22 protein-coding genes are annotated in these 22,741 nt (G+C 42.7%); 10 read left to right on the top strand and 12 right to left on the bottom strand.

Annotated features, from left to right (window positions below):
• Positions 1 to 16: 16 nt before the first annotated feature.
• The 5 genes from H8B19_RS00410 to H8B19_RS00430 all read right to left on the bottom strand — a co-directional run bounded on the left by H8B19_RS00410 (position 17) and on the right by H8B19_RS00430 (position 5,484).
• Positions 17 to 445, bottom strand: coding sequence for a group I truncated hemoglobin (locus H8B19_RS00410; RefSeq protein WP_422121138.1), 429 nt, complete (start codon positions 443 to 445; stop codon positions 17 to 19).
• A complete protein-coding gene (locus H8B19_RS00415) occupies positions 442 to 1,278 on the bottom strand; it encodes a DUF3034 family protein (protein ID WP_186504806.1) in 837 nt (278 codons plus the stop codon). The genes H8B19_RS00410 and H8B19_RS00415 overlap by 4 nt, the downstream gene beginning before the upstream one ends.
• Positions 1,265 to 3,580: a putative bifunctional diguanylate cyclase/phosphodiesterase gene (locus tag H8B19_RS00420; protein WP_186504807.1), complete on the bottom strand. Its 2,316-nt coding sequence runs from the start codon at positions 3,578 to 3,580 to the stop codon at positions 1,265 to 1,267. Before H8B19_RS00420 ends, H8B19_RS00415 begins: the two co-directional genes overlap by 14 nt.
• Positions 3,577 to 4,167, bottom strand: coding sequence for a methylamine utilization protein (locus H8B19_RS00425; RefSeq protein ID WP_241737428.1), 591 nt, complete (start codon positions 4,165 to 4,167; stop codon positions 3,577 to 3,579). The genes H8B19_RS00420 and H8B19_RS00425 overlap by 4 nt, the downstream gene beginning before the upstream one ends.
• A gap of 249 nt (positions 4,168 to 4,416) precedes the next feature.
• A complete protein-coding gene (locus H8B19_RS00430; RefSeq protein ID WP_186504809.1) occupies positions 4,417 to 5,484 on the bottom strand; it encodes a patatin-like phospholipase family protein in 1,068 nt (355 codons plus the stop codon).
• 425 nt (positions 5,485 to 5,909) lie between these two features.
• Here H8B19_RS00430 and H8B19_RS00435 point away from each other — a divergent pair, with 425 nt between their 5' ends.
• From H8B19_RS00435 to H8B19_RS18915, 4 genes are read left to right on the top strand one after another with little or no spacing between them, the layout of a single operon-like run.
• Positions 5,910 to 6,374: a PTS sugar transporter subunit IIA gene (locus H8B19_RS00435; RefSeq protein WP_186504810.1), complete on the top strand. Its 465-nt coding sequence runs from the start codon at positions 5,910 to 5,912 to the stop codon at positions 6,372 to 6,374.
• A gap of 27 nt (positions 6,375 to 6,401) precedes the next feature.
• A complete protein-coding gene (locus H8B19_RS00440; RefSeq protein WP_186504811.1) occupies positions 6,402 to 6,746 on the top strand; it encodes an ArsC family reductase in 345 nt (114 codons plus the stop codon).
• Positions 6,743 to 7,876, top strand: a complete 1,134-nt coding sequence (gene dapE / locus H8B19_RS00445) for a succinyl-diaminopimelate desuccinylase (RefSeq protein ID WP_186504812.1) — start codon at positions 6,743 to 6,745, stop codon at positions 7,874 to 7,876. The genes H8B19_RS00440 and dapE overlap by 4 nt, the downstream gene beginning before the upstream one ends.
• Before the next feature lie 20 nt (positions 7,877 to 7,896).
• Positions 7,897 to 8,064, top strand: coding sequence for a DUF2897 family protein (locus H8B19_RS18915; RefSeq protein ID WP_186504813.1), 168 nt, complete (start codon positions 7,897 to 7,899; stop codon positions 8,062 to 8,064).
• Between the two features lie 35 nt (positions 8,065 to 8,099).
• On the opposite strand, the gene H8B19_RS00455 is transcribed toward H8B19_RS18915, so the two are convergent.
• The 5 genes from H8B19_RS00455 to pgm all read right to left on the bottom strand — a co-directional run bounded on the left by H8B19_RS00455 (position 8,100) and on the right by pgm (position 13,043).
• Positions 8,100 to 8,420, bottom strand: a complete 321-nt coding sequence (locus tag H8B19_RS00455; protein WP_186504814.1) for a heavy metal-binding domain-containing protein — start codon at positions 8,418 to 8,420, stop codon at positions 8,100 to 8,102.
• Positions 8,417 to 8,854 (bottom strand): HIT domain-containing protein, encoded by a 438-nt coding sequence (locus H8B19_RS00460; protein ID WP_186504815.1) that lies wholly within the window; start codon positions 8,852 to 8,854, stop codon positions 8,417 to 8,419. Before H8B19_RS00460 ends, H8B19_RS00455 begins: the two co-directional genes overlap by 4 nt.
• A gap of 5 nt (positions 8,855 to 8,859) precedes the next feature.
• Positions 8,860 to 9,885 carry a succinylglutamate desuccinylase gene (gene astE / locus H8B19_RS00465; protein ID WP_422121139.1) on the bottom strand — a complete coding sequence of 342 codons (1,026 nt, stop codon included), beginning with the start codon at positions 9,883 to 9,885 and terminating at the stop codon, positions 8,860 to 8,862.
• Positions 9,886 to 9,959: 74 nt separating this feature from the next.
• Positions 9,960 to 11,273, bottom strand: a complete 1,314-nt coding sequence (locus tag H8B19_RS00470; protein ID WP_186505170.1) for a putative bifunctional diguanylate cyclase/phosphodiesterase — start codon at positions 11,271 to 11,273, stop codon at positions 9,960 to 9,962.
• A gap of 126 nt (positions 11,274 to 11,399) precedes the next feature.
• Positions 11,400 to 13,043 carry a phosphoglucomutase (alpha-D-glucose-1,6-bisphosphate-dependent) gene (gene pgm / locus H8B19_RS00475; RefSeq protein WP_186504817.1) on the bottom strand — a complete coding sequence of 548 codons (1,644 nt, stop codon included), beginning with the start codon at positions 13,041 to 13,043 and terminating at the stop codon, positions 11,400 to 11,402.
• A gap of 168 nt (positions 13,044 to 13,211) precedes the next feature.
• Between pgm and H8B19_RS00480 the strand changes: the two genes are divergently transcribed.
• The 5 genes from H8B19_RS00480 to H8B19_RS00500 all read left to right on the top strand — a co-directional run bounded on the left by H8B19_RS00480 (position 13,212) and on the right by H8B19_RS00500 (position 19,062).
• Positions 13,212 to 13,976 carry an alpha/beta fold hydrolase gene (locus H8B19_RS00480; protein WP_186504818.1) on the top strand — a complete coding sequence of 255 codons (765 nt, stop codon included), beginning with the start codon at positions 13,212 to 13,214 and terminating at the stop codon, positions 13,974 to 13,976.
• Between the two features lie 68 nt (positions 13,977 to 14,044).
• Positions 14,045 to 14,254, top strand: a complete 210-nt coding sequence (locus tag H8B19_RS00485; protein WP_186504819.1) for a DUF2788 domain-containing protein — start codon at positions 14,045 to 14,047, stop codon at positions 14,252 to 14,254.
• Between the two features lie 49 nt (positions 14,255 to 14,303).
• Positions 14,304 to 14,828, top strand: coding sequence for a flavodoxin FldA (gene fldA, locus H8B19_RS00490; protein ID WP_186504820.1), 525 nt, complete (start codon positions 14,304 to 14,306; stop codon positions 14,826 to 14,828).
• 161 nt (positions 14,829 to 14,989) lie between these two features.
• Positions 14,990 to 16,309, top strand: a complete 1,320-nt coding sequence (locus tag H8B19_RS00495) for a DEAD/DEAH box helicase (RefSeq protein WP_186504821.1) — start codon at positions 14,990 to 14,992, stop codon at positions 16,307 to 16,309.
• Positions 16,310 to 16,383: 74 nt separating this feature from the next.
• On the top strand, positions 16,384 to 19,062 hold the full coding sequence (locus H8B19_RS00500; protein WP_186504822.1) for a trypsin-like peptidase domain-containing protein: 2,679 nt from the start codon (positions 16,384 to 16,386) through the stop codon (positions 19,060 to 19,062).
• A gap of 89 nt (positions 19,063 to 19,151) precedes the next feature.
• On the opposite strand, the gene H8B19_RS00505 is transcribed toward H8B19_RS00500, so the two are convergent.
• Positions 19,152 to 20,081: an electron transfer flavoprotein subunit alpha/FixB family protein gene (locus H8B19_RS00505; RefSeq protein WP_186504823.1), complete on the bottom strand. Its 930-nt coding sequence runs from the start codon at positions 20,079 to 20,081 to the stop codon at positions 19,152 to 19,154.
• Positions 20,078 to 20,830: an electron transfer flavoprotein subunit beta/FixA family protein gene (locus H8B19_RS00510; protein WP_186504824.1), complete on the bottom strand. Its 753-nt coding sequence runs from the start codon at positions 20,828 to 20,830 to the stop codon at positions 20,078 to 20,080. Before H8B19_RS00510 ends, H8B19_RS00505 begins: the two co-directional genes overlap by 4 nt.
• A 196-nt stretch (positions 20,831 to 21,026) precedes the next feature.
• Between H8B19_RS00510 and H8B19_RS00515 the strand changes: the two genes are divergently transcribed.
• Positions 21,027 to 22,670 (top strand): electron transfer flavoprotein-ubiquinone oxidoreductase, encoded by a 1,644-nt coding sequence (locus tag H8B19_RS00515; RefSeq protein WP_186504825.1) that lies wholly within the window; start codon positions 21,027 to 21,029, stop codon positions 22,668 to 22,670.
• Positions 22,671 to 22,741: the final 71 nt, after the last annotated feature.

Here is a 22,741-nt window from a genome sequence, read left to right on the forward strand (position 1 = left end):
CCTCGTAATGCGGGTACTAACGATAAATAATCCCGGAGCGCAACGGTGCCAATCTGGCTAACAAGGCATTTTGCACAGGTGTTTCAATTCCACTGTCGTCCATTGCATTAATCAACAATTCAACCACGTGATTAAAATCACCTTCTTTAACCATCATGCCAGTGTGAATATCCACCATACTGTCACCGGTGTAACGGCATGGGCCATCAGACACTGCACACAAATGCTGTATAAATCCCTGACGAAAATGGCTAATTTTAGAATCAGCAAAGAAATGAAAAATTTGTTTATCGTGACCAATCTGATTAATAAAATTATCAACCAGTTTTTCAACCCCCTGCTGTCCTCCCAATCTTTGATACAACGTTTGCTCCGGAGTATTCTGACAGCCACCAAGCATAATAGTTGCAAACAACCCAATTACACATTTACGCCACATGCTCATAAGGCTCCCGATATCGAAAGGTACCAGCCAGTTTGTTTTTCAGCACCTGCGATATCACCCAAATTTAACCATGCAGCCGTCACAGTAAAGTGCTTATTGGGGAACCAGGCAATAAAAACATCCTGCCAGTCATCTTCTTTAATGGCCATATTATCGGGCTTCTGACGATATTCCGTTCCCACCGCCCAATTCGGATTTAGAAAAACCGCAGCAGCTCCCTCAAGCTGGATACTCCGATGTTGTCCCTCAGCGCCAAAACCTAACAGACCTAACTGGTTGGCGTCGGTATAACGAGCAGTGACGTTCCAAAAAAAGTTATAACCCGCCAATGCACCGAGGTGCAATTTGCTGGCGGCTACATAGAAATCATCACCACGGGTATCTTTTGCGCCTAATAAGTTTGCAATCGTGCCATCTTTAAGTGATTTATGTTGCCATCCAACACTAATCTGAGGGAGTGCCGAATACAGGATATCCCCATATAACCTGACTTTAACCCCTGCAATATCCTGTTTAATCTGCATATTAAGTGCAGGCACATCAAAGGTTTGTTTAGCGACCGACAATTCTACCCTGTCATACAAATTAAGCTGAGCGCCGCATACGTCAAGTTGATAGTCATCTAATCCCGCACGGCTACAAAAGCCATTTACCGCGATTTCATCACGCGAGGCGTACCCGGCTAATTGCGCCCAGGGTACAATACCTCCACCACCAGCTCCTTCTGCTTGTGATACACCGGGCGTGGCCAAAATCTTTCCCTGCCCAGCCATCGCCGACACACAATAGCCCAATATGCCCAGAATGATGCAAATTGTGTTAGTGATTTTCATAATTCGCTAACCATTGTATAAAATCGGCCGCACTGAGCGGACGACTAATAAAATAACCTTGCAGTTGGTCACAACCAAATTCTTTCAGCAAATTGTATGAAGCGAGATTTTCAACCCCTTCAGCGACCATAGTAAAACCAAGTTCATGGCCGAGCAAAATAGTTGATTTGACAATAATCTGGTCTCCCGGACTTTGATCAAGCGTTAAAATAAAACTTTTATCGATCTTTAATTCATCCAGTGGCAACTGCTTTAATTTGGATAGTGATGATTGCCCAACCCCATAATCGTCTACCGACAATGTAAACCCATGCGACTTTAATTGCTCGACCACTGCCAGAGCTTTTTGTTCGTCCTCCATCATATCGCGCTCGGTTAGTTCAATCGTAATAAAACCTGCATCAAGCTGATGGAACTCAATACAACTTTGCAGATATTCGAGAAAATCTGCATGGGTAAGGTCCTGTGCAGAGACATTAATTGAGGCATTAATAAACACATCCTGCTGTTGCCAGCTTTTGATCTGCGCGACAACCGTATTAATCACCCATTGGGTTAACTGAATAATTAGACCTGCCTGTTCTGCCAATTCAATAAACACATCTGGCGGGATAAATTTCCCATCCTTGTTTATCCAACGAATAAGCGCTTCAACCTTTTCCACCTTACCATTTGTCGCACGTACTTTTGGCTGATACGCCATAAATAACTGGCCATCATCCATTTCAATGGCATTTTTCAGGTCTTCAACGATGGCGATACGTTCCAGATGCGCTTCATCCTCACCGGCCTGATAGAAACGCAAAGGCAGATTGGCATTGGACGCGGCATCACAGGCTATAGTGGCACGTCTTAAGATAGATTTAGCATCTGCAGCATCCTGTGGATACTTAACCACCCCACAACTAATTTGCAAAGAAAGGGATAAATCGCGCACACGATAAGGTTGTGCCAGCTTGTCTAATAAATTATCTACCTGAATATCGGGATTATGCAAAGACGCGACCGGCAGTACCATCAGAAACTCGTCACCACCGATTCTGGCATTATGTTCCTCGTTACCATCACAGAAATTAACCAGTCGTTTAGCTAATACCTGAATACAATCATCGCCTATTTGAGGTCCCAGTTTGTCGTTGATCTGTTTCAAGCCTTTAATGTCCAACACCAACACCCAAAACGGCTCGGCAGCATCAACCAGCTTCTCAATATGAAGCTGAATAACGTGGCGATTAAACAGTCCGGTTAAGCTGTCGTGTTGTGACTGATATAAAATTTGTTGCTCACGCTGCTGAATTTCATTCCCCATATCGGAAAACGCAGCAAATAACTCACGAATTTCACTGCTGTTGCGATTATCTTCCTGCTCGCTGGCATAATCCCCCCGAGCAAAGCGGCGTGCAGTCACCACCAATCTGGACAAAGGAACCGTTAAGTTTCTGGCGAGCAGACTGCTAATTAATAAACATAACACCATTGCTACAGCAGCCAGTGCAACGAAGGTCAGTAACAACCGATCAAATTCATCATAATTTTGCTGCAAACTGGCACTTAATAAAATGCTAACCGGCTCCTCAGGTAAACTGTTAAGTGCAATGGTTCGGTTAACATATGCGACGCGCTGCCCCAGCAAACCTCTGACTTTGTGTTCGGTAAAATAGTCAACCAAATTTCCATCAACCGAGCGCTCCAGTGAACTGCTAAATACATGTTTTTGAGGACCAATAAAACTGACTTCCAGACCCGTGACTTGTTTTAGATCGTCAGTTACCTGCTGATTGATACGAAAACCAATTAAGTTGAATGCTATCGCTCTGGGAGCTTTAACGGGCAAAATAATCACCTGATAAAGCACATTATCAAACTGGATAAAACGTGCGTGGAAATCGCTGGCTAATAAAGTTTTCACCACATTTGCCATATCCGTACCGGCGATAAATTCCTGCGAACTGGAAGACACCAACCTGCCCTGCAAATCCGTCAATAGCATCAAATCGGCCTGAATCCTTTGACCATGATTAGTTAACACACTGGCAATGGTTTCGGCATCGTTGGTAGCCACCGCTGTTTTAAAACCAAAATCAGCGGTTAATACTCTTGCCGCAGTGATCAGTAAGTTCTCTTTAGCTGCCAGATATTGTTCATACACGTTTTCAGCGTTATCAATATCCATTTCAATGCGTTTTTCATTATATTCGCTGGTCGACCACCAAAAGCTGGCAAGACTGGTAACAGAAGTAATTAGCACCACAATGGCGCTGAATAAAATAATCTGATTCTTAAGACTGGTTTGAAATGTCATTGCAACTGGAACTTATCACCAAACGTATCACGGACTTTGGGCTCGGCAGTGTTTAAGATTAAGATGTACGCGCCCTCTTTTGAATTGAGTGTAGACAAGGTTACTTTCTTACGACTCTCTGCGCCATTTACACTTAAACTATGCCACACATAAACACTTTGGTCTGGATCGGCATCCAATTGAGCATCACCATTTAAGTCAGTCATAACGGCATGTTCTGACTGAGCAATATATATGTACCCGACCATAGAATCATGAATATTACAGCCCAGTACAGCCACACCTGCATGTTCAAACGGGATCGGCGCTTTGGGTTTTCCCGCATATAATTTCAGCTCGAAAGGTTTAGCTCGCGAAAAAGAATAAACATGGTGACGAATATCATCACTATTTGGAAACTGAACAGACTGCCCCTGTTGAATTAATAATACCTGGGGAGCAAATTGTTTATCTACTTGATCCATAACGGCAATGGGCAGCTGAGACTTCGTTGTATCCTGTTTGGAACCAGCCAACTCAATAACAGCATGGGCTAAGCTATTGCCATGTTGATCCTGAACGTGAAACGATGCTGCATTCAATGGCATGCAAACAAGCATCAACATAACTAACATTACGCAAGGATGCGAATAGGTATTAACGCGCGTCAAATGTGTATCCCATCATTATCTCGCCTCGATTACTGACATTGTGCGGTATCAGGATAATTTTATCCACTGTCAGACCGGCTTTGGGTCTGAATAGACAGACTAATTATGACTGCACCGTAACCAAATAAAATTATTATTTTTCTGTAGGTTACAAGCTACTGTCTGTAATTTGTTTGTCAACCGAATTCAGCAAAAGCCAATCGGTTTTACCATGGCACTAATATCACGCTGCAATTTCATTTGGCACAACGCCTCTCCCAACTGTTCCGAACGTTTTATCACCTCCTGCCAGTAGGGAATGCGAATGTCCGCGGTCATGGTTTCAAAATCCTTACGGTCAGGGATTTTGTTATAAGGCAATTGCTGAATAAAGTTATCCGAAGGCACCAGCATCACAACATTGTCGTAACTGGATGCATGTACTTTTCGTTTACTGCTTTTATCAAACCAACCCGGTGCGGGATACTTAAAAAAATGCGGATACAACACTAACCCGTTTTGATTAGAAATAAGCTGTAAGTCAAAGTGGTAATCAATAATGCCTCCGTCACGGTACATGCCGGGATTAGCGCCGGTAATGTCTTGAACGCCTTTAAGGATAAGCGGGATCGCGCCCGATGCCACCAATGCCTGCTGACAGTTTTGCTCTGTTATCCACTGCTGTTCAGTTGGTATTTTATAAGGGTCTTTAAATTCTAAAGCGTGTCCGGATGCAGAAAAAATCACTCTGTGGTAAAAGTGCTTAAGTAATTTACGACTTAACTTATTGGCTGCCGCACTGGCCAGTAATCCGGTTAATTGTTTAGCCTTGTTTTCACTTTCGGTTAAACCTAAACATCTGGCTACGATAAAATGTGCACGAATCAACTTATTATGCGCAATTTGCCTTGCGCCATCGTCCCCCAACACCTCCTCAAGTAACTGCCAGGCTTTTTGACTAATTTCATGAGTGGTAGGTTTATCAGAATATACCGTATGTGAATAATGGTAAGCCAGGTTATCGATTGCCTGCTGAGGATTCTGTTGGGTATAACAGGAAAAACGGAAAGAGCCGGCAGATGAACCCACAACATCCAGAGGTGTCGAACGACCTGCAAAAAAGTCGCTCACCATAATGCGATCTATACCACTTAAAACAAACCATTTGGGACCACCTGACGCCCCTAGCATAAAATCAAACAAATCCGGGTGGAAACCTTCTTCCCTGATACGTTTTAATGCAGCAGGACCTGCATATATATCTAAAACAGACAAATTATCTTCCTCAAATCCGTTGTCACCCGTTTAAATGGCCCAGTAATCAACTCATTCTGCGACAGAATCACACTATACATTGTGCATAAGTACCATTAAAACGTCATTTTACCCAAAGTTATTAACAGTTAAACTTTAACCAGCACACTTCTTAACCACAATGTTGATATTTAACCCACACTGAAGGCTTTTTATGCATTTTGATCAGACTTCAATCAGCTCGATTTTTGTGCTGAACAAAATAAAAACAAGCCATTATATTTATATTTTTCAACGCCTTATAAAACAATACATGAGTACTCAACAACTTTATCCACAGCTTTAGTGGATAAACGACAAATTAATCACAGCTGCGTATTTCACGTTAATATTAATCTGAGATAACATGCCAGCCATAATAACTGACTTATTTTACTGGTTGTGTATTGGCTAACAACAAATCCATTGTACTCAGTCCCTTAAGCGGCACTGTGTTCAATATTGAGCAACTGGATCACCCTTTGTATGGCATGCAATTTCTTGGCTTTGGCGTCGGACTAAAACTTAGTGGCTCGGTTCTGATCGCACCTTTTAATGGCGAATTAAGCAATCTGTCCTTAGTGCAACGTTGTGTGCAGATACGTGCAACAAATGGCCTGATGATGCAGATCCAGATTGGGATTAATCAACCTTTCCAGCACGGTGAAGGTCTTAACACTCAATTAAAAAAACAAACTAACATCAAGCGCGGTGAGCGGTTATTTGAGTTTAATCTGCATCAGTTAAAACAACACAGCTCAGATATAATATGTGCCATAACCATATTGAACAGCCATAAATTGACTGATATTTTGCCGCACTACCACACAGTGATGGCCGGCCAGGATCCCCTGTTTACTGTGACTGTATAATTTTTACCTATAACAACGAGATGTATCATGACAACAATGTACGGAATCAAAAACTGCGACACCATAAAAAAAGCACGTAAATGGCTGGAACAACAAAATATCGAATATACATTTCATGATTATCGCGCAGATGGTATTGATAAAAGCTGGCTACAGGATGTATGTAACAACGTTGACTGGCAAGCCTTGCTGAACACACGTGGAACCACATACCGCCAGTTATCAGACCAACAAAAATCGGATATGAACCAGTCTAAAGCTATTGAACTTATGCTTGAGTATCCCGCCATGATAAAACGCCCGCTTTTGCTCAGCAAAGGCACTTACCAGTTAGGTTTTAAACCCGAACAATATCAGGATTTGTTTGCATGAAAACAGATGTACTGCAAATCACCAAAGATCTGATTAACCGTCCTTCGGTCACTCCGGAAGATGCGGGATGCCAACCAATGATGGCCAATATTCTGACAGCGGCTGGATTTAATATCGAAACAATGGTGTTTAATGACACCACCAATATGTGGGCACGCAGAGGTCAGCAAAAACCGGTTTTCTGTTTTGCGGGACATACTGATGTTGTGCCATCTGGTCCTGCAGAAAAGTGGGATACGCCCCCTTTTGAAGCCACCGAAAAAAATGGCATTTTATATGGACGCGGTGCTGCCGATATGAAAGGCAGCCTGGCGGCCATGTTAGTTGCCACTGAACAATTTGTACTGGATTATCCTGACCATAAAGGATCTATCGCATTTTTAATTACCAGCGACGAAGAAGGTCCCTTTATTAACGGTACAACACGGGTTATCGATACACTGGAAGCACGCAATGAAAAGATTGATATGTGTATAGTGGGCGAACCTTCCAGCACGCATCAGCTGGGTGACGTGATTAAAAACGGGCGACGCGGTTCGTTAACAGGTGATTTAGTGGTTAAGGGCATACAGGGCCACGTTGCTTATCCCCACCTCGCCAGAAATCCGGTTCATATTGCAGCAAAAGCATTAGATGAGCTGGCTTCAACAGAATGGGACAAGGGTAACGATTATTTCCCGCCAACCAGCTTTCAAATATCTAATATTCATGCTGGTACGGGTGCAGGAAACGTTATCCCCGGTCATATGGATGTGTGCTTTAACTTCCGTTACTCCACGGAAACCACTGCGGAACAACTCATTGAGCGTGTGACAAAGGTTCTGGATCATCATCAGCTTGATTACGACATTAAGTGGACCTTCAATGGCCTGCCATTTTTAACCGATAAAGGCAGTCTGGTTGATGCAACCTGCCATGCCATTAAATATGTAACCGGACTGGATACCGAATTATCCACCGCTGGCGGCACGTCGGACGGACGCTTTATTGCACCAACCGGGGCTCAGGTAGTGGAACTGGGTCCGCAAAATGCCACTATTCACAAAATTAACGAACAAGTTGCAATAAAAGAGTTATATCAGTTAGCCGATATTTATTATCAGGTATTGGTTGAGCTTCTCGCATCTTAACCAGAAAAGAGGATAAACTTGTGAGCACAACCGTTATCATTCTTGTTGTTGTTTTAATATTTGGCGTTATCGTCGGTAACTTATTGTGGTTAAAAAGTACCGCAAAAACTAAAATGCCAAGCCTTAAGGATTATGAATCCAACAACAAAAAGTGGGACGAGGAAGATAGAAAAGATGATGACTGGTAACAGCGGTGTTACCAGAAATATCACCCATTTATGAATTATTCATAGCGTACGGCAGTACCATTAATGCTCACCATTAACATACTGCCATGCTTACCTACTACTTCATAATCTATATCCACACCAATCACCGCATTTGCACCTATACTCATGGCTTCATTTTCCAGTTCCTGAAACGCAATTTTACGCGCGCGGGTGAACACATTTTCATAGGCACCAGAACGGCCACCAACAATGTCACTGATAGAGGCAAAAATGTCGCGGAACATATTAGCGCCCATCACCGCCTCTCCGACGACAACGCCTTTATATTCAACAATGTTTTTTCCCTGAAGCGTATTGGTTGTTGCAATAATCATCTGTTTTCCTTGTACTGGTCAAAGTTATTATGTTGAAAGTACTGCTCTATTTTATAAATGCACTGTCTGGCTTCATCTGAGGAATAAGCCTGCATTGGCAATTGCCCCCATACGGGTTTAGGCCAGCCTGCATCCTGTTTATATCGTGCAATATGATGAAGATGTAATTGCGGTACCATGTTGCCAATCGCCGCCACATTCAACTTGTCAGGTTTAAACACAGTTCGCAACATCTGACAAATGTAAGAGGATTCCCAAAATAGCATCTGTTGCAGCTCTGCGGATAAATCGATGCACTCGCTAATATCCGGCACTCGCGGTACCAGAATAACCCAGGGGTACTGGCTGTCATTAATTAAACGAACCTCGCTAAGTGGCAGGGTTGTAATCGGTAAACTGTCTCGTTCCAGTTGCGGGTGTAATCTAAATTCCATGACCACTATTCCATGTCCAGTTGAACCGGGTCGACCGGAATCACGGTTAATAACGCGCGTTGACCCAACGCAACATCGGCGTTGGGAAAGACAATCGCCTCACCATCTTGTTCAGTGCAATATTCATTGCCGGATTCACTGGCCAGCACGGTTCCTTTAGCAAAGTCGGTAAAGTTAGGAATATCATCCGAAAAGTGCAATTTAAAGTCCGGATGGGTTTTATTTATCACCTGATTGATTTTGTATAAAAGAGCTGTCTCATCAACGTCACTGGCGAAATTTGGGGTAATTTCACATATCAAACGACGCAAACAACGATCGGCAGCCGCAAAGCGGCTCATGTCATTTTGGCCAAAGGGTTTAACTTTACCCAGTTCAACGGTAAAGGCATGCGCGCCAAACTGATGTGATGAAAAATAACTAAACGTAGTTGTAGGCGAGCCGGATAATAAAAAGGTATTTACGCCACATGCCTGTAAAAATTCGATTTGTGATCGGTTCCATTTTTTGCCATGCAAATAAGGATAAACCGCAAATTTTTCATTTTTAGATGCGCGAATGGCGGTATGTAAATCGTAATGAAAGCGCGGTAAATTATTTTTAGTAAAAAACTGTTCGACCAGCTCTTCCAACAACTTTGCCCGTTGTCGCTCAGCATTATCTACCCCACCTTGCGCGTGTGCACCGCTAAACAAACGATTCATATTTTCCTCAACAAATCGTTCCGCAATATCCATTGCAGGCAGGTTGCCAAATAAAAACAGGACGCGATGTTGCACACGAAGTTTGCTTGTCAGAATATCTCTGACCATCGCATCACAAATCTCAATCGGCGCAGTTTCATTGCCGTGAATGCCACAGGAATATACAATGCTTTTAGTTGGAGACTTGGGCTCAAACTGAATAATACCCGGTGCCCAAATCGTCACTTCGGTATGATCAGAAATCCAAAAAAGAGAAGCTTGTTCAAAATATTCAGGTGAAGTCCGGCTTAAGTTTAAAAACGCGCCTTGTTCTATTAATTGCTGGATGGGCATAACACACTAATAACAATAAAAAGATGTGTCTATTGTACCCAATTTAGAAATGAAAAACTGTTAAAGCTTTAGGCTCTTCGATGTTGAAAAGACAAAGAGTCGCCGACCATAATATCGCTGTAGGTCAGCTGAACAAAATCTTCCAGACATACCGCTTTGGAAAACAGAAACCCTTGTCCGGTTTTAATGCCCATATCCCGTAATTCATGCAAATGCGACAGACTTTCGATACCTTCCGCCACAATATCTGCGTTCATGGATTCTGCAATTAAACGGGTTGCCTGAATAATGGCCTTATTGACCGGGTTATCATCCAGATTCATCACAAAGGTTTTATCGATTTTAATGGTATCGATTTCTAAATCGCGCATATAGGCAAGATTGGAGTATCCTTTACCAAAATCATCAATAGCAATGTGAAACCCTAAACTTCGCAGCTCGGTAAGCTGCTTATGAACCATTAGCGAATTTGATAAAGCAATATCTTCGGTTAGTTCGAGCTCGATATTGCTGGCATCCACCTGATAAGTCGCGAGTAATAAGTTAAGATTTTCGACAAATTTCGAATCGTATAACTGAGTAGGTGACATATTGACTGATAAACGAATATTGATACCTCGTTGCTGAAATTCCAGCAGGCTTTTCACTGCATTTTCCAGTACCCAGTAACCCATTTCGTTCATCATATTATACGATTCTGCCGCTTCGAGTAATGGACCCGGAAAGATCACACCGTCTAACGGATGATGCCAGCGCAATAAACACTCAGCACCGGTAATTTGCAAATTACGTAAATCAATTTTCGGCTGAAAATACAGCTCCAACTCGTTCTGCTCAAAAGCGCGTTTTAAATCAGCCTTTAAGGTTAACCGACGACTGGTTTCCAGCCGTTCCTGCAATTCAATAGCATGGAAGTTATCGTATTTATTTTGTTTGGCTTGCTTTAATGCAGCTTCTGCTCGCGAAAATAGTTCGTGAATGTTGTGGTTGCCCGGACTATTGGCTACAGCCCCCACATTGAAATCTGCAATAAAAGAATGGTCATCGAACGCAATTGGGGTTTTAAAATGGTGTACCAGATAGTAATACTGTTCCTGTAACTGCTGAACTGAAAATCGTCCCGGTAACACTGCGCCAAAAATATCACCGCTAACACGTCCCAGAATGACATTTTCGCCAAGCAATAACTGAATACGTGAGGCAATTTCAGACAGGATAAAGTCCCCTGCCCTGTAACCAAGGCTGGAACTCACATCTGAAAATCGTACAACGTCGATCAACAGCAAAGACACGTCAGGATTTTGGCTGACGGATTTCTCTATGCGGTCTAAAAAAGCGTAGCGATTTGGGATTGTAGCTAATGATTGATAAACCAGATTCATCGAGTACTTCATGACCTCACTCTCTCAGGGCCGGGATTTTACTGATTTTTTCTACAAATAAAAGCATTTACTTGCCCGTTCACGACATATGCCGCCCCGTTATTGAAAGAAAGTGCAATGATTTTTTTACACTCCGGCGTGCTCAAACACCTGACTGACGAGTTGCTCCGCTTCACTAACCAATTGATTTAGATGATCTTCTCCCAGAAAACTCTCTGCATAAATTTTGTAAACATTTTCGGTACCTGACGGTCTGGCAGCAAACCAGCCATTTTGTGCGCACACTTTCACGCCTCCAATTGCAGCGTTATTCCCCGGTGCATGCGTCATAACCGCTTCAATCTTTTCACCCGCAAGTTCGGTGGCTTTGACGTCTTGTTTGTTCAACTGAGATAGGATCTGTTTTTGCTCGAGGCTGGCCGCCACATCGATACGTTTGTAACTTGGCTTGGCATATTGTTCGACCAGTTTTAAGTAATATTGCCCCGGTGTCATGCCTGTTACTGCAGTAATTTCAGCAGCTAGCAGGCATAAAATGATGCCGTCTTTATCTGTGGCCCAGCAATTACCGTCACGGCGCAAATAAATCCCCCCTGCACTTTCTTCACCAGCAAAGCCAATGGTACCGTTTAACATACCATCCACAAACCATTTGAACCCAACAGGCATTTCGGCCAGTTCACGGTTTAATCCGTTAGCAACCCGATCAATTAAGCTGCTGGAAACCAGCGTTTTGCCTATCTTCAGTTTGTCGGACCAATTAGGGCGATGGCGGTATAAATAATCAATCGCCACCGCTAAATAATGATTGGGGTTCATTAAACCAAGGTGCGGATCGACAATACCATGGCGATCAAAGTCCGGATCATTGCCAAAGGCCAAATCATAGCCATCCTTTAAATCGATTAAACCTGCCATCGCGTAGGGAGATGAGCAATCCATGCGGATTTTTCCGTCTTTATCCAGGCGCATAAAGGAAAACGTGGGATCGACTTTTTCATTCACCACCTCAATATTTAACCCGTATTTTTCGGCGATTTTGGCCCAATAAGCCATACCTGCACCACCGAGAGGATCGGTAGCCAGTTTCAGCTTAGCATTGGCGATTGCCTGCATATCGACCACATTAGCAAGGTCTGCAATATAAGCCTCTGAAAAATCTTCTTGTGTGACCTGTTGCAATGCGTCGGCAAAAGGCTGACGTTTTACCTCCTTATTACCATTGGCAATAATCTGATTAGCACGCTGCTGAATAACACTGGTAATGTCGGTTTCAGCTGGCCCACCGTGCACCGCATTATATTTAAAACCACCGTCTTCAGGTGGATTATGTGATGGCGTAATCACTATACCATCGGCTTTATCACTTTGAGTGGCATTGTGTTGAAGAATGCGATGTGAAATAACCGGCGTTGGGGTATAACCGTTATCCGTTTGTACAACCAGTTTAATGTCATTGGCACTTAATACTTCCACAGCGGTACTAAAAGCAGCTTCTGACAAGGCGTGAGTATCTTTGCCGATAAACAAAGGACCGGTAATGTTTTGCTGTTCACGGTATTCAACCAGTGCCTGACATATAGCCGCGATATGTGTATCGGTAAAACTGCTGTTTAAAGAACTCCCCCGATGCCCGGACGTCCCAAACGCCACCTGTTGTGACACGTCTGACACATCTGGCCTGAAAGTGTAATACCGACTAATTAACGCAGGTACATTAACTAATTGCTGCTGCGGGGCTGGCTTTCCGGCCAAAGGGTGAATACTCAAGTTATCCTCTCCGGGTGATGTGTCATTTTATTCTCTTATCTGATCCAGGATATGAGATCCTGCATACAGATTGGTGTAAACTGCGTTTATATAATTCAACTTGCTGATTTGATTACCATTACCAATATGCACAATGAAGTCAAGCACTCTGTAAATAACGGATAAAAATTGAATTTCCTTAACTATAAAATCACAGGAAGCGGCCAGTCACTGGTATTGATACATGGCTTATTTGGTAGTCTTGAAAATCTCGGCATGATCGCCCGTGAATTGCAGGATAAATATCAGATAATTTCAATAGATTTACCGGATCATGGTCAGTCTTTTCGTACCGAAAACTTTAGTTATGACACCTATGCCAGTGCAGTAATGCAAACGCTTGATCACATTGGCATTCAACGTACGACAATTCTTGGACACTCAATGGGCGGCAAAGTCGCAATGAATATTGCCCTTACCCAGCCAGATTTAATAGAAAAGTTAATTATTGCGGATATTGCCCCAGTAAAATACGGTTCGCACCATACCAAGGTATTTGCCGGATTAAATGCGGTTAATCTTCAACACATTAACAACCGCAACGAGGCTGACCAGATGATGCAAACGCATATCAAAGAATTAGGCGTTCGTCAGTTTCTGTTAAAAAGTTTGTATACGGACAATGGGACATTTGCCTGGCGCTTTAACCTGCCATTATTACAGCGAGACTACGATAGAATTAGCGCTGAGATTGATGCAGATCAGCCTTTTACCGGTGACGTACTCTTTATTAAAGGCGCAAACTCTGATTATATTCGCGCAGAATATCGCAGTGCGATTGAAAAACTATTTCCAAATGCACGAGCGCAAATAATGCAGGATTGCGGGCATTGGCTACATGCCGAAAAACCGCAACAATTCAGTCGTATCGTGGACAAATTTATCCAGTCATAAAGTGCATTAGACCACGCTTTATGCTATAGTCCGCGCCGATTTTTAATCGTCCAAAGAGCGTCTGTAACGTGTTAAGTCAGTATTATGAACAGATTGATGCCATTTCTCTCGATCTGTGTTTAGTAGTATTGTTTGCTTTAATGGGTATGGCTATTCATGATGTTCTGAAAAAGAACGATGTGCCAAAAATAGGCCGCTACATTACCTTTGGCGTACTGATGTTTGGCGCATTCGGCTTTTTAGTTAAAGGGATCATTAAGCTGGTACTGGCAAACTAAAGCAACAAAAAATTGTAACGTAAAAACTAGTTGAAAGGTTAAAACGCATATGGCAAGTGTTGGACTATTTTTTGGTAGTGACACAGGTAACACAGAGCATGTTGCCAAAATGATCCAGAAAGAACTGGGCAAAAACCTGATTGATGTAAAAGATATCGCCAAAAGTACCAAAGAGCAGATTGCAGAGTTTGATCTGTTATTATTTGGCATTCCAACCTGGTATTACGGTGAAGCGCAGTGCGACTGGGATGATTTTTTTCCGGAACTGGAAGAAATTGATTTCACTGATAAATTGGTTGCCATTTTTGGTTGTGGGGATCAGGAAGATTACGCCGAATACTTCCTCGATGCGATGGGCATGATCCGAGACATCGTTGAAGCCCGTGGTGCGATAATCGTTGGAAACTGGCCCACCGAAAGTTACGACTTTGAAGCGTCCAAAGGTTTAGCTGACCCAAACCATTTTGTGGGGTTAGGTATTGACGAAGATCGCCAGCCAGAACTGACAGAGTCACGTGTGAAACAGTGGTGTAAGCAAATCCATGAAGAAATGTGTTTAGCCGAATTGGGCTAAAATAAACCACGATGTAAAAAAGGAAGCCGTTGCTTCCTTTTTTATTGAGTAATTCCGGTTATATTTTCTGATACAAAATAGTCACAGGCAACAACGAATAAAGTGCTTATTTCTGCGCCGCATTTGCTATACTCGCGAAAATTTATCCTGAGGGTTATTCGTTGCTTTTTACCGATTTACCGCTAGATCATCGCATCTTACATTTTCTGTCTCGCAAACAATTTCAAAACGCGACCGATATTCAAAGTCAGGCAATTCCACATGCTTTGCTGGGCAAAGATTTAATTGCGTCATCTAAAACAGGTTCTGGTAAAACACTGGCTTACCTAATCCCCGCTTTGCAACGCGTACTTAAAACCCGCTCTTTAAGCAAAAAAGATCCCCGTGTATTAATTTTGGCTCCAACCCGCGAATTGGCTAAACAAGTATTTTTGCAGCTAAGGGCATTATTAGATGGTATGTCAACCAATGCCGTGCTGATTTTAGGCGGTGAAAATTTTAATGATCAGGTCAAGGCGCTGCGCCGTAATCCTCAGTTTGTGGTGGGCACGGCTGGTCGTGTTGCCGACCATTTGCAGGATAAATCCCTGTTTTTAAATGGTCTGGAATTGCTGATTCTGGATGAAGCTGATCGTATGCTTGATATGGGTTTTGCTGAACAACTTAAATTTATTAATGCCATGGCAGATCATCGTAAACGTCAAACACTGATGTTTTCCGCCACCATGGACAATACCGAGTTACACTATCTGACCAAAACCATGTTAAAAGCCCCACAACGCATTAGTATTGGCAGCGCGGGCGAAGAACACAAAGATATCGTTCAGCAGTTTTATTTTGCTGATCACCTCACCCACAAGGAACAATTATTAAAAGCCCTGTTAGATAAACAGGATTTTAATCAGGCAATTATTTTCACTGCAACACGGGAAGACAGTGAACGGTTATCGGCGTTACTGAAAGAGTTGCAGTTTGATAGTATCGCTTTAAGCGGTGATTTAACTCAGTCGCAGCGTAATAATATTATGAATGCCTTTTCCCGTGGTCAGCATCAGATTCTGGTCACAACCGACGTCGCATCACGCGGTCTCGATTTACTGAATGTCTCGTTAGTAATTAATTTTGATTTACCTAAGCTGGCCGATGAATATGTGCATCGTATTGGCAGAACGGGTCGTGCTGGTAATAAAGGCGCTGCGGTATCATTGGTGGGACCAAAAGACTGGAAAAGTTTTGTTGCCATTCGTTCTTTTTTGGATCAACAAATTGCGTTTAGCGAACTACAGGGACTGGAGGCCACATTTAGCGGTTTTAAACAGGTTAAAAAACGTCCATCAAGTAGCACAAACAGCAAAAATGCAGCAAAACATAAAATCAAACAGGTTATTCGCCCCAAAAAACGTATTGATACCACAGCCGGTAAAGATATCGGCGATGCACCACTACTTCGTAAAAAAATTAAAAATAACATGGATGATTAATCGGTCTGTATCAAACGTATGTCACTGATATTTCCGTTACACCAATAACAATATTTAAGGAAAACCTGCGCACTATGCCTATCACAAAATTATTACAGCTGTTTGCTTTAACGATGTTTTCAGTCGTTTGTATTGCGCAGCCGAATGAAGCAAAAGTAATAGATGCCGTTGTGAATATTCACGTTAATCAGGTCCGGGCCTGGGACGATAGCTACAATAACGCCACCCTGGGGACGGGTTTTGTTATTGATGCAGAGCAGGGACTCATTTTAAGCAATAAACATATTGTCGAAACCGGTCCCGTTGTCGCATATGCCGAATTTTCCAATAAAAAACAAATTGAACTTATTCCAATCTACCGCGACCCGGTACATGATTTTGGTGTATTCAAATACGATCCCGATGAACTTGATGGGCTGATCATCAGTGCTATTGAATTAAACAGCGAAGCAAGCGTGGGTTCACCTATTCGTTTATATGGCAATGACGGGGGGGAAGATTTATCCATTATTGAAGGGGTATTATCACGAATTGACCGCCCCGCCCCGGATTACCGCAATACCAATACCGACTTTAATACCTTTTATTATCAGGCGGCACTGGGAAGTAGCGGTGGCTCATCTGGTTCGCCCATTTTAAACAGTGAAAATCAGGCAATCGCAATTAATGCCGGTGCCCGTCGGGATGCCGACACGGCTTTTTTTCTGCCGATGCAGATGATTATTCCCACTGTAGAAAAACTAAGACACCAGCGAAAGGTAACGCGCGGCACATTGCAAACTGAATTTTCGCATACCCCGTTTAATCGTCTGCGTACGCTGGGAATGGACGAAGATACCGTAAACCAGCAAATGAAACGCGCCCCAGGTTCTACCGGCAAGTTAGTTGTATCGCATGTGTTGCCTCAGGGGCCTGCCGATGGTGTGTTTGAGCCGGGTGATATTTTACTCAGTATTAATTTGGTGCCGGTTTCAACTTTTTTCGAACTTGAAACCCTGTTAAATGGTCATGTTAACAAAACAATCAGTGTCAGTTTTTATCGTAACGGCGATAAAATGCAACGCGAAATTAAAGTTAATGACCTGTTTGCTCTGACGCCCAGTGAGTTTATCGAATATGGAAATGCCAGTATCATTCCTGTTGGCATCAACTTAGCGCGTCTGTTTAATATTCCCGTAAAAGGCGTAACTCTGGCCGACGCGGGGCCTCTGTTTGGTAGCCAGAACATCAAACGTTTTGCGCTGATTGAAGAAATTAATAATCAGGCAGTGAATGATCTGGATGATGTGGAACAACTGCTTAGTAATATTGCTGTTGGGGCCAAATTTAGCGTTAGATACCGTTATCCATTTGATGTTGCCGTTCAACAATATAAACAATTAACCGATTACACGGACTGGTTTGATAATCAGCGTTGTAAAAATATAAACGGTGAACGTCACTGGCAATGTAAAACACTGCATAAAAAAGCCAATGCCGATGGTAAATACCATTTTGACTCCGACAAGGTGGTTACTTCTCCGATTGTGGACATCAATGTTTTCCGCCCGGTACTGGTTAACAGCCAAAATGATGTTAATCGCCGCGGACAAGGTGCCATAGTAGATAGAAAAGCAGGGTTGATTCTGACCGATAAAAGCGTAATTGACAGTTCGCTGGCAATGGTCAATATCACCTTTAACAATGGGGTTAGTTTGCCAGCAACGGTTGTTGCAGTGCATCCCTTTTTAAACCTGGCGATGATAAAAACCGACTTATCCGGTGTTACATTTAAAGAGAACATTCTGCCGGTGCTGGATGATACACAGGCTCAGCCTGGCCAGCCCTATCACTTTATCGGTAAATCATCGATGCTGGATTTTCAAATAAACGCAGCGGCACTTTGGCCCATTGTGATTTATAACGAGGCCTACCACGATAGCTTTGAATACTCACCTCTTTCAGATAGTTTTGGCTTGTATCTGACTGAAAAACAAAAGGTTGTCGCTGTAAATACCCATTTTGAATACGACGATTCCAGCATGAATGACATCATCCCTGCCTCACTGGTAATGGACTTTGTTCATGCAGTCAAACGACAAAAAGATGGTATGTATATACTCGAAAGTAACTTTAGTTACACCAGTTACGCCGATGCGCTGGAGCTGGGAATTGAGCAGGTAAAAGTTAACAATACCAGCCGTGTGGTCAGCGTTTATAGTGTGGAATCGTTAGGCGGCAGCAACCTGTTACCGGGTGATATTATTTTAAAAGTGAATGATAAAAGTGTTTCCGCAATTAACCAGATATATAACGCCATACATCACCCTGAGGCCACGTTGAGTATTTTACGTAATGGCAAGGTACAAACGGTTGCTGCAAAAGCACGTTTTAAAGATTTTAACGCTTTTCATGATGTGGTGTTCTGGGGAGGGGCTGTTATTCATAAAGTAGATGATAAAGTCAACCTGCCAGAAGGTCCGGTGGAAGGCTGCCTGCGAATTAGCGTATTTTATTTTGGTAGTCCGGTACATAGCTCTGGCATTACCAACGGTAGCTGCATTTACGCGATAGACGGTAAAAAAGTACAAACTATTGATGACATTGTGAATATTACCCAGGACAAAGAGGCGGGTGATTACACTCGTGTACAGACTATTGAAATGAATAACAACTTCAGAATTGCGGAGTTTCGTTTACGCGAGGACCCTTATTACTGGCCAATAAAACACTGGTCACTTGAAGATAATGGCTGGCAACGCGAAAGTAACTAAAACCAGTAAACTTATATAACCGGTTAACAACGATAAAAAAACCACCTTGAAAGGTGGTTTTTTTGTTCTAAAGGACGCGAGTTTATGTTTTAAAGTGCCTGTTCTAACTGAGGTAAGATCTCAAATAAATCCCCAACCAGCCCATAATCAGCCACCTGAAAAATCGGCGCTTCTTCATCTTTATTTATGGCAACAATCACTTTAGAGTCTTTCATGCCGGCTAAATGCTGGATGGCACCGGAAATCCCCACAGCAATGTACAAGTCTGGCGCCACAATTTTACCTGTTTGACCTACTTGCATATCATTTGCCACAAACCCCGCATCAACCGCTGCGCGAGATGCACCAATCGCCGCACCTAATTTATCAGCAATGCCTTCAAGTAATGCAAAATTGTCACCGTTTTGCATGCCTCGGCCACCGGAAATAACCACATTCGCGGCGGTTAACTCAGGACGTTCAGATTCTGTCAGTTCAGCGCTGACAAACGCGCTGATATTATTCGCTTTTACATTGGATAGCGTCTCAATGTTCGCAGCGCCGTCGGTTTCTGCAGCATCAAAAGCTGACGTTCGTACCGTTAATACTTTAACTTTGTCTGTCGTTTGCACCGTGGCAATCGCGTTACCGGCATAAATGGGACGCACAAAGGTATCTTCTGCAACAACGTCAATAATGTCGGAAATTTGCTCAACATCCAGCAAAGCTGCAACACGAGGCAACACATTTTTACCTGTTGTCGTTGCCGCAGCTAAAATATGAGTAATATCTCCGGTCACCATATCAACTATCAAATCAGCAGTATTCTCAGGTAACTGGTGTGCATATACTTCATCAGAAACCAGTATAACCTTGTGTACACCGCTTATTTTGGCAGCTTGCTCTGCAACAGCCTGGCAATCATGTCCCACAACCAATAGCTGAATATTTTCAGCAAGTTTATTCGCAGCGTTAACCAGCTTTAAGGTTTCTGGTTTTAGTTGCTGGTTATCATGCTCTGCAATAATCAGTACGCTCATGCAATCACCTTTGCTTCGTTTTTCAGTTTATCGATCAGTTCGGCTACATCGGCAACTTTGATACCGGCACTACGTTGTGCAGGAGGCGTTACTTTAAGCGTTTTCACATTCGATTCCAGAGCGATGCCCAGGTCGGCCGCAGCAATAATATCGAGCGGTTTGCGCTTGGCTTTCATAATATTGGGTAAGGTAGCGTAGCGAGGTTCATTTAAACGCAAATCTGTGGTCACAATCGCAGGAAGTGACAGCTTAACCGTCTGCAAACCACCATCAATTTCACGAGTAACGGCAACGCTTCCATCAGCGACGTCCACTTTAGAAGCAAAAGTTCCCTGTGGTAACTTGCTTAATGCGGCAAGCATTTGACCCGTTTGGTTATTATCCGAATCAATGGATTGTTTGCCTAAAATCACCAAATCCGGTTGCTCTTTTTGCATCACCTGCTGCAACAATTTCGCCACCTGAAGTGAACCCAGTTTTGCATCGGTCTCAACCTGAATAGCACGATCAGCGCCTAATGCTAAAGCGGTTCTTAATTGCTCCTGACACGCTTTATCACCGATAGACACCACCACGACCTCAGTGGCGGTTCCCTGCTCTTTCAAGCGAATGGCCTCTTCGACCGCAATTTCACAGAAGGGATTCATTGCCATTTTTGTATTGGTTAAATCCACATCGGTATTGTCAGATTTAACTCTAACCTTCACGTTATAATCGATTACACGCTTAATCGGCACCAGAATTTTCATACATTCCTCAACGATCAAATTGTCATGACTAAGTTATAGTGTATGACAGTTGCTTATGTTGGGAGCAATGTACTTCCTGTTGACGTAAACGTCAACCAACACTACCCTATCCACAAATGAATTAATTAACCTGAAATTAACTATTCAGGGAATAAATCTTTACACTTTATCTGACAAAAACAATGAGGAGACCCCGATGGAAAGAGAATCAATGGAATTTGATGTAGTAATCGTTGGTGCTGGTCCAGCCGGGTTATCTGCTGCATGTCGCCTGATGCAACAAGCACAGGAAGCGCAACAGGAACTAATGGTATGTGTGGTTGAAAAAGGTTCTGAAGTAGGCGCGCATATTTTATCCGGAGCCGTATTTGAACCCCGCGCCCTAAATGAACTATTCCCTGACTGGCAGAAAAAACAAGCTCCTCTGAACGTAGAAGTTCAGCAAGATCAAATTTATCTGTTAAAAAATCAGCACACAGCAACCCGCTTACCAAACTTCGCGACACCTAAGTCAATGCATAACAAAGGTAACTATATCGTCAGTATGGGTAACGTTTGTCGCTGGTTAGCAGAGCAAGCTGAACAACTTGGGGTTGAAATATTTCCGGGGTTTGCGGCTGCCGAGGTTTTATATAATGAAGATGGCAGTGTTGGTGGAATAATAACCGGTGATATGGGCGTTGATGCTAACGGGCAGCCCAAAGACAGTTTTATGCCTGGCATGGAATTAAAAGCTAAATACACCATATTTGCAGAAGGTTGCCGTGGCCATTTAGGTAAACAGTTAATCGAAAAATACCAATTAGATAAAAACGCCGAACCTCAGCACTATGGTATCGGCTTTAAAGAAATCTGGGACATTCCGGCAGAAAAACATCAACCCGGTTTAGTTATTCATACTGGTGGCTGGCCGTTAACTGACGCCAATGGTGGTGGCTATTTATATCATGCGGAAAATAATCAGGTACTGGTTGGATTAATTGTTGATTTAAATTATGCCAACCCACACTTAAGTCCGTTTGATGAATTTCAACAATTAAAACACCACCCCGTATTTTCTCAGTATCTTGAAGGCGGCACGCGTGTAAGTTACGGCGCAAGAGCCATTGCTAAAGGCGGTTTAAACTCGCTGGTTAAAACCACAATGCCAGGGGCAATGTTAGTTGGCTGCAATGCAGGTACACTTAATTTTGCCAAGATTAAAGGTAATCATACCGCGATGAAATCCGGCATGTTGGCGGCAGAAACTATTTTCAATGCAATTAAAGATGAAAAAGTGTCTGCTGATTTAACCGAGTTCGAAGACACCTTCAAACAGAGCTGGTTATATGATGATTTGTATCGGGCACGTAATTTTGGTGCGGCCATGCATAAATGGGGAAGTATTTTAGGTGGAGCATTTAATACCATTGAGCAAAACTGGTTTGGTGGTAAAAGTCCTTTCCATTTAACGGACAACTCAGTGGATTATAAACAGCTGAAAAAAGCCAGTGAGTGCAATAAAATTAATTATCCAAAGCCAGATGGCAAACTAAGCTTCGATAAATTATCGTCCGTGTTTATTTCCAATACTAATCACGAGGAAGATCAGCCCTGTCATTTGCGTTTAAAAGACAATTTAATTCCAGTGTCTCAAAATTTACCTTTATACGATGAGCCAGCTCAGCGTTATTGTCCTGCCGGGGTATATGAGATAGTGGAAGAAAATAATCAACCTCAATTACAGATTAATGCACAAAACTGTATTCATTGTAAAACCTGCGATATTAAAGACCCGTCACAAAATATTAACTGGATAGTTCCTGAGGGTGCAGGTGGCCCCAATTATCCCAACATGTAAAAAGAACAGTAAAAAGTTTAAGGATAAACTTTTTATTTTTAATTACATTTTTCTTTTTTAATTTAAATAAA

The organism is Neptunicella marina (assembly GCF_014270035.1).
GTDB classification, from domain to species: domain Bacteria; phylum Pseudomonadota; class Gammaproteobacteria; order Enterobacterales; family Alteromonadaceae; genus Neptunicella; species Neptunicella marina.

What these genes read in the sequence shown, in the direction of transcription:
- H8B19_RS00470 (WP_186505170.1), bottom strand. Translation starts at nt 11,273, where the DNA reads ATGAATCTGGTTTATCAATCATTAGCTACAATCCCAAATCGCTACGCT.
- H8B19_RS00500 (WP_186504822.1), top strand. Translation starts at nt 16,384, where the DNA reads ATGCCTATCACAAAATTATTACAGCTGTTTGCTTTAACGATGTTTTCA.
- dapE (WP_186504812.1), top strand. Translation starts at nt 6,743, where the DNA reads ATGAAAACAGATGTACTGCAAATCACCAAAGATCTGATTAACCGTCCT.
- H8B19_RS00505 (WP_186504823.1), bottom strand. Translation starts at nt 20,081, where the DNA reads ATGAGCGTACTGATTATTGCAGAGCATGATAACCAGCAACTAAAACCA.
- H8B19_RS00510 (WP_186504824.1), bottom strand. Translation starts at nt 20,830, where the DNA reads ATGAAAATTCTGGTGCCGATTAAGCGTGTAATCGATTATAACGTGAAG.
- H8B19_RS00515 (WP_186504825.1), top strand. Translation starts at nt 21,027, where the DNA reads ATGGAAAGAGAATCAATGGAATTTGATGTAGTAATCGTTGGTGCTGGT.
- H8B19_RS00420 (WP_186504807.1), bottom strand. Translation starts at nt 3,580, where the DNA reads ATGACATTTCAAACCAGTCTTAAGAATCAGATTATTTTATTCAGCGCC.
- H8B19_RS00455 (WP_186504814.1), bottom strand. Translation starts at nt 8,420, where the DNA reads ATGATTATTGCAACAACCAATACGCTTCAGGGAAAAAACATTGTTGAA.
- H8B19_RS00415 (WP_186504806.1), bottom strand. Translation starts at nt 1,278, where the DNA reads ATGAAAATCACTAACACAATTTGCATCATTCTGGGCATATTGGGCTAT.
- H8B19_RS00460 (WP_186504815.1), bottom strand. Translation starts at nt 8,854, where the DNA reads ATGGAATTTAGATTACACCCGCAACTGGAACGAGACAGTTTACCGATT.
- H8B19_RS00425 (WP_241737428.1), bottom strand. Translation starts at nt 4,167, where the DNA reads ATGCCATTGAATGCAGCATCGTTTCACGTTCAGGATCAACATGGCAAT.
- H8B19_RS00440 (WP_186504811.1), top strand. Translation starts at nt 6,402, where the DNA reads ATGACAACAATGTACGGAATCAAAAACTGCGACACCATAAAAAAAGCA.
- H8B19_RS00410 (WP_422121138.1), bottom strand. Translation starts at nt 445, where the DNA reads ATGAGCATGTGGCGTAAATGTGTAATTGGGTTGTTTGCAACTATTATG.
- fldA (WP_186504820.1), top strand. Translation starts at nt 14,304, where the DNA reads ATGGCAAGTGTTGGACTATTTTTTGGTAGTGACACAGGTAACACAGAG.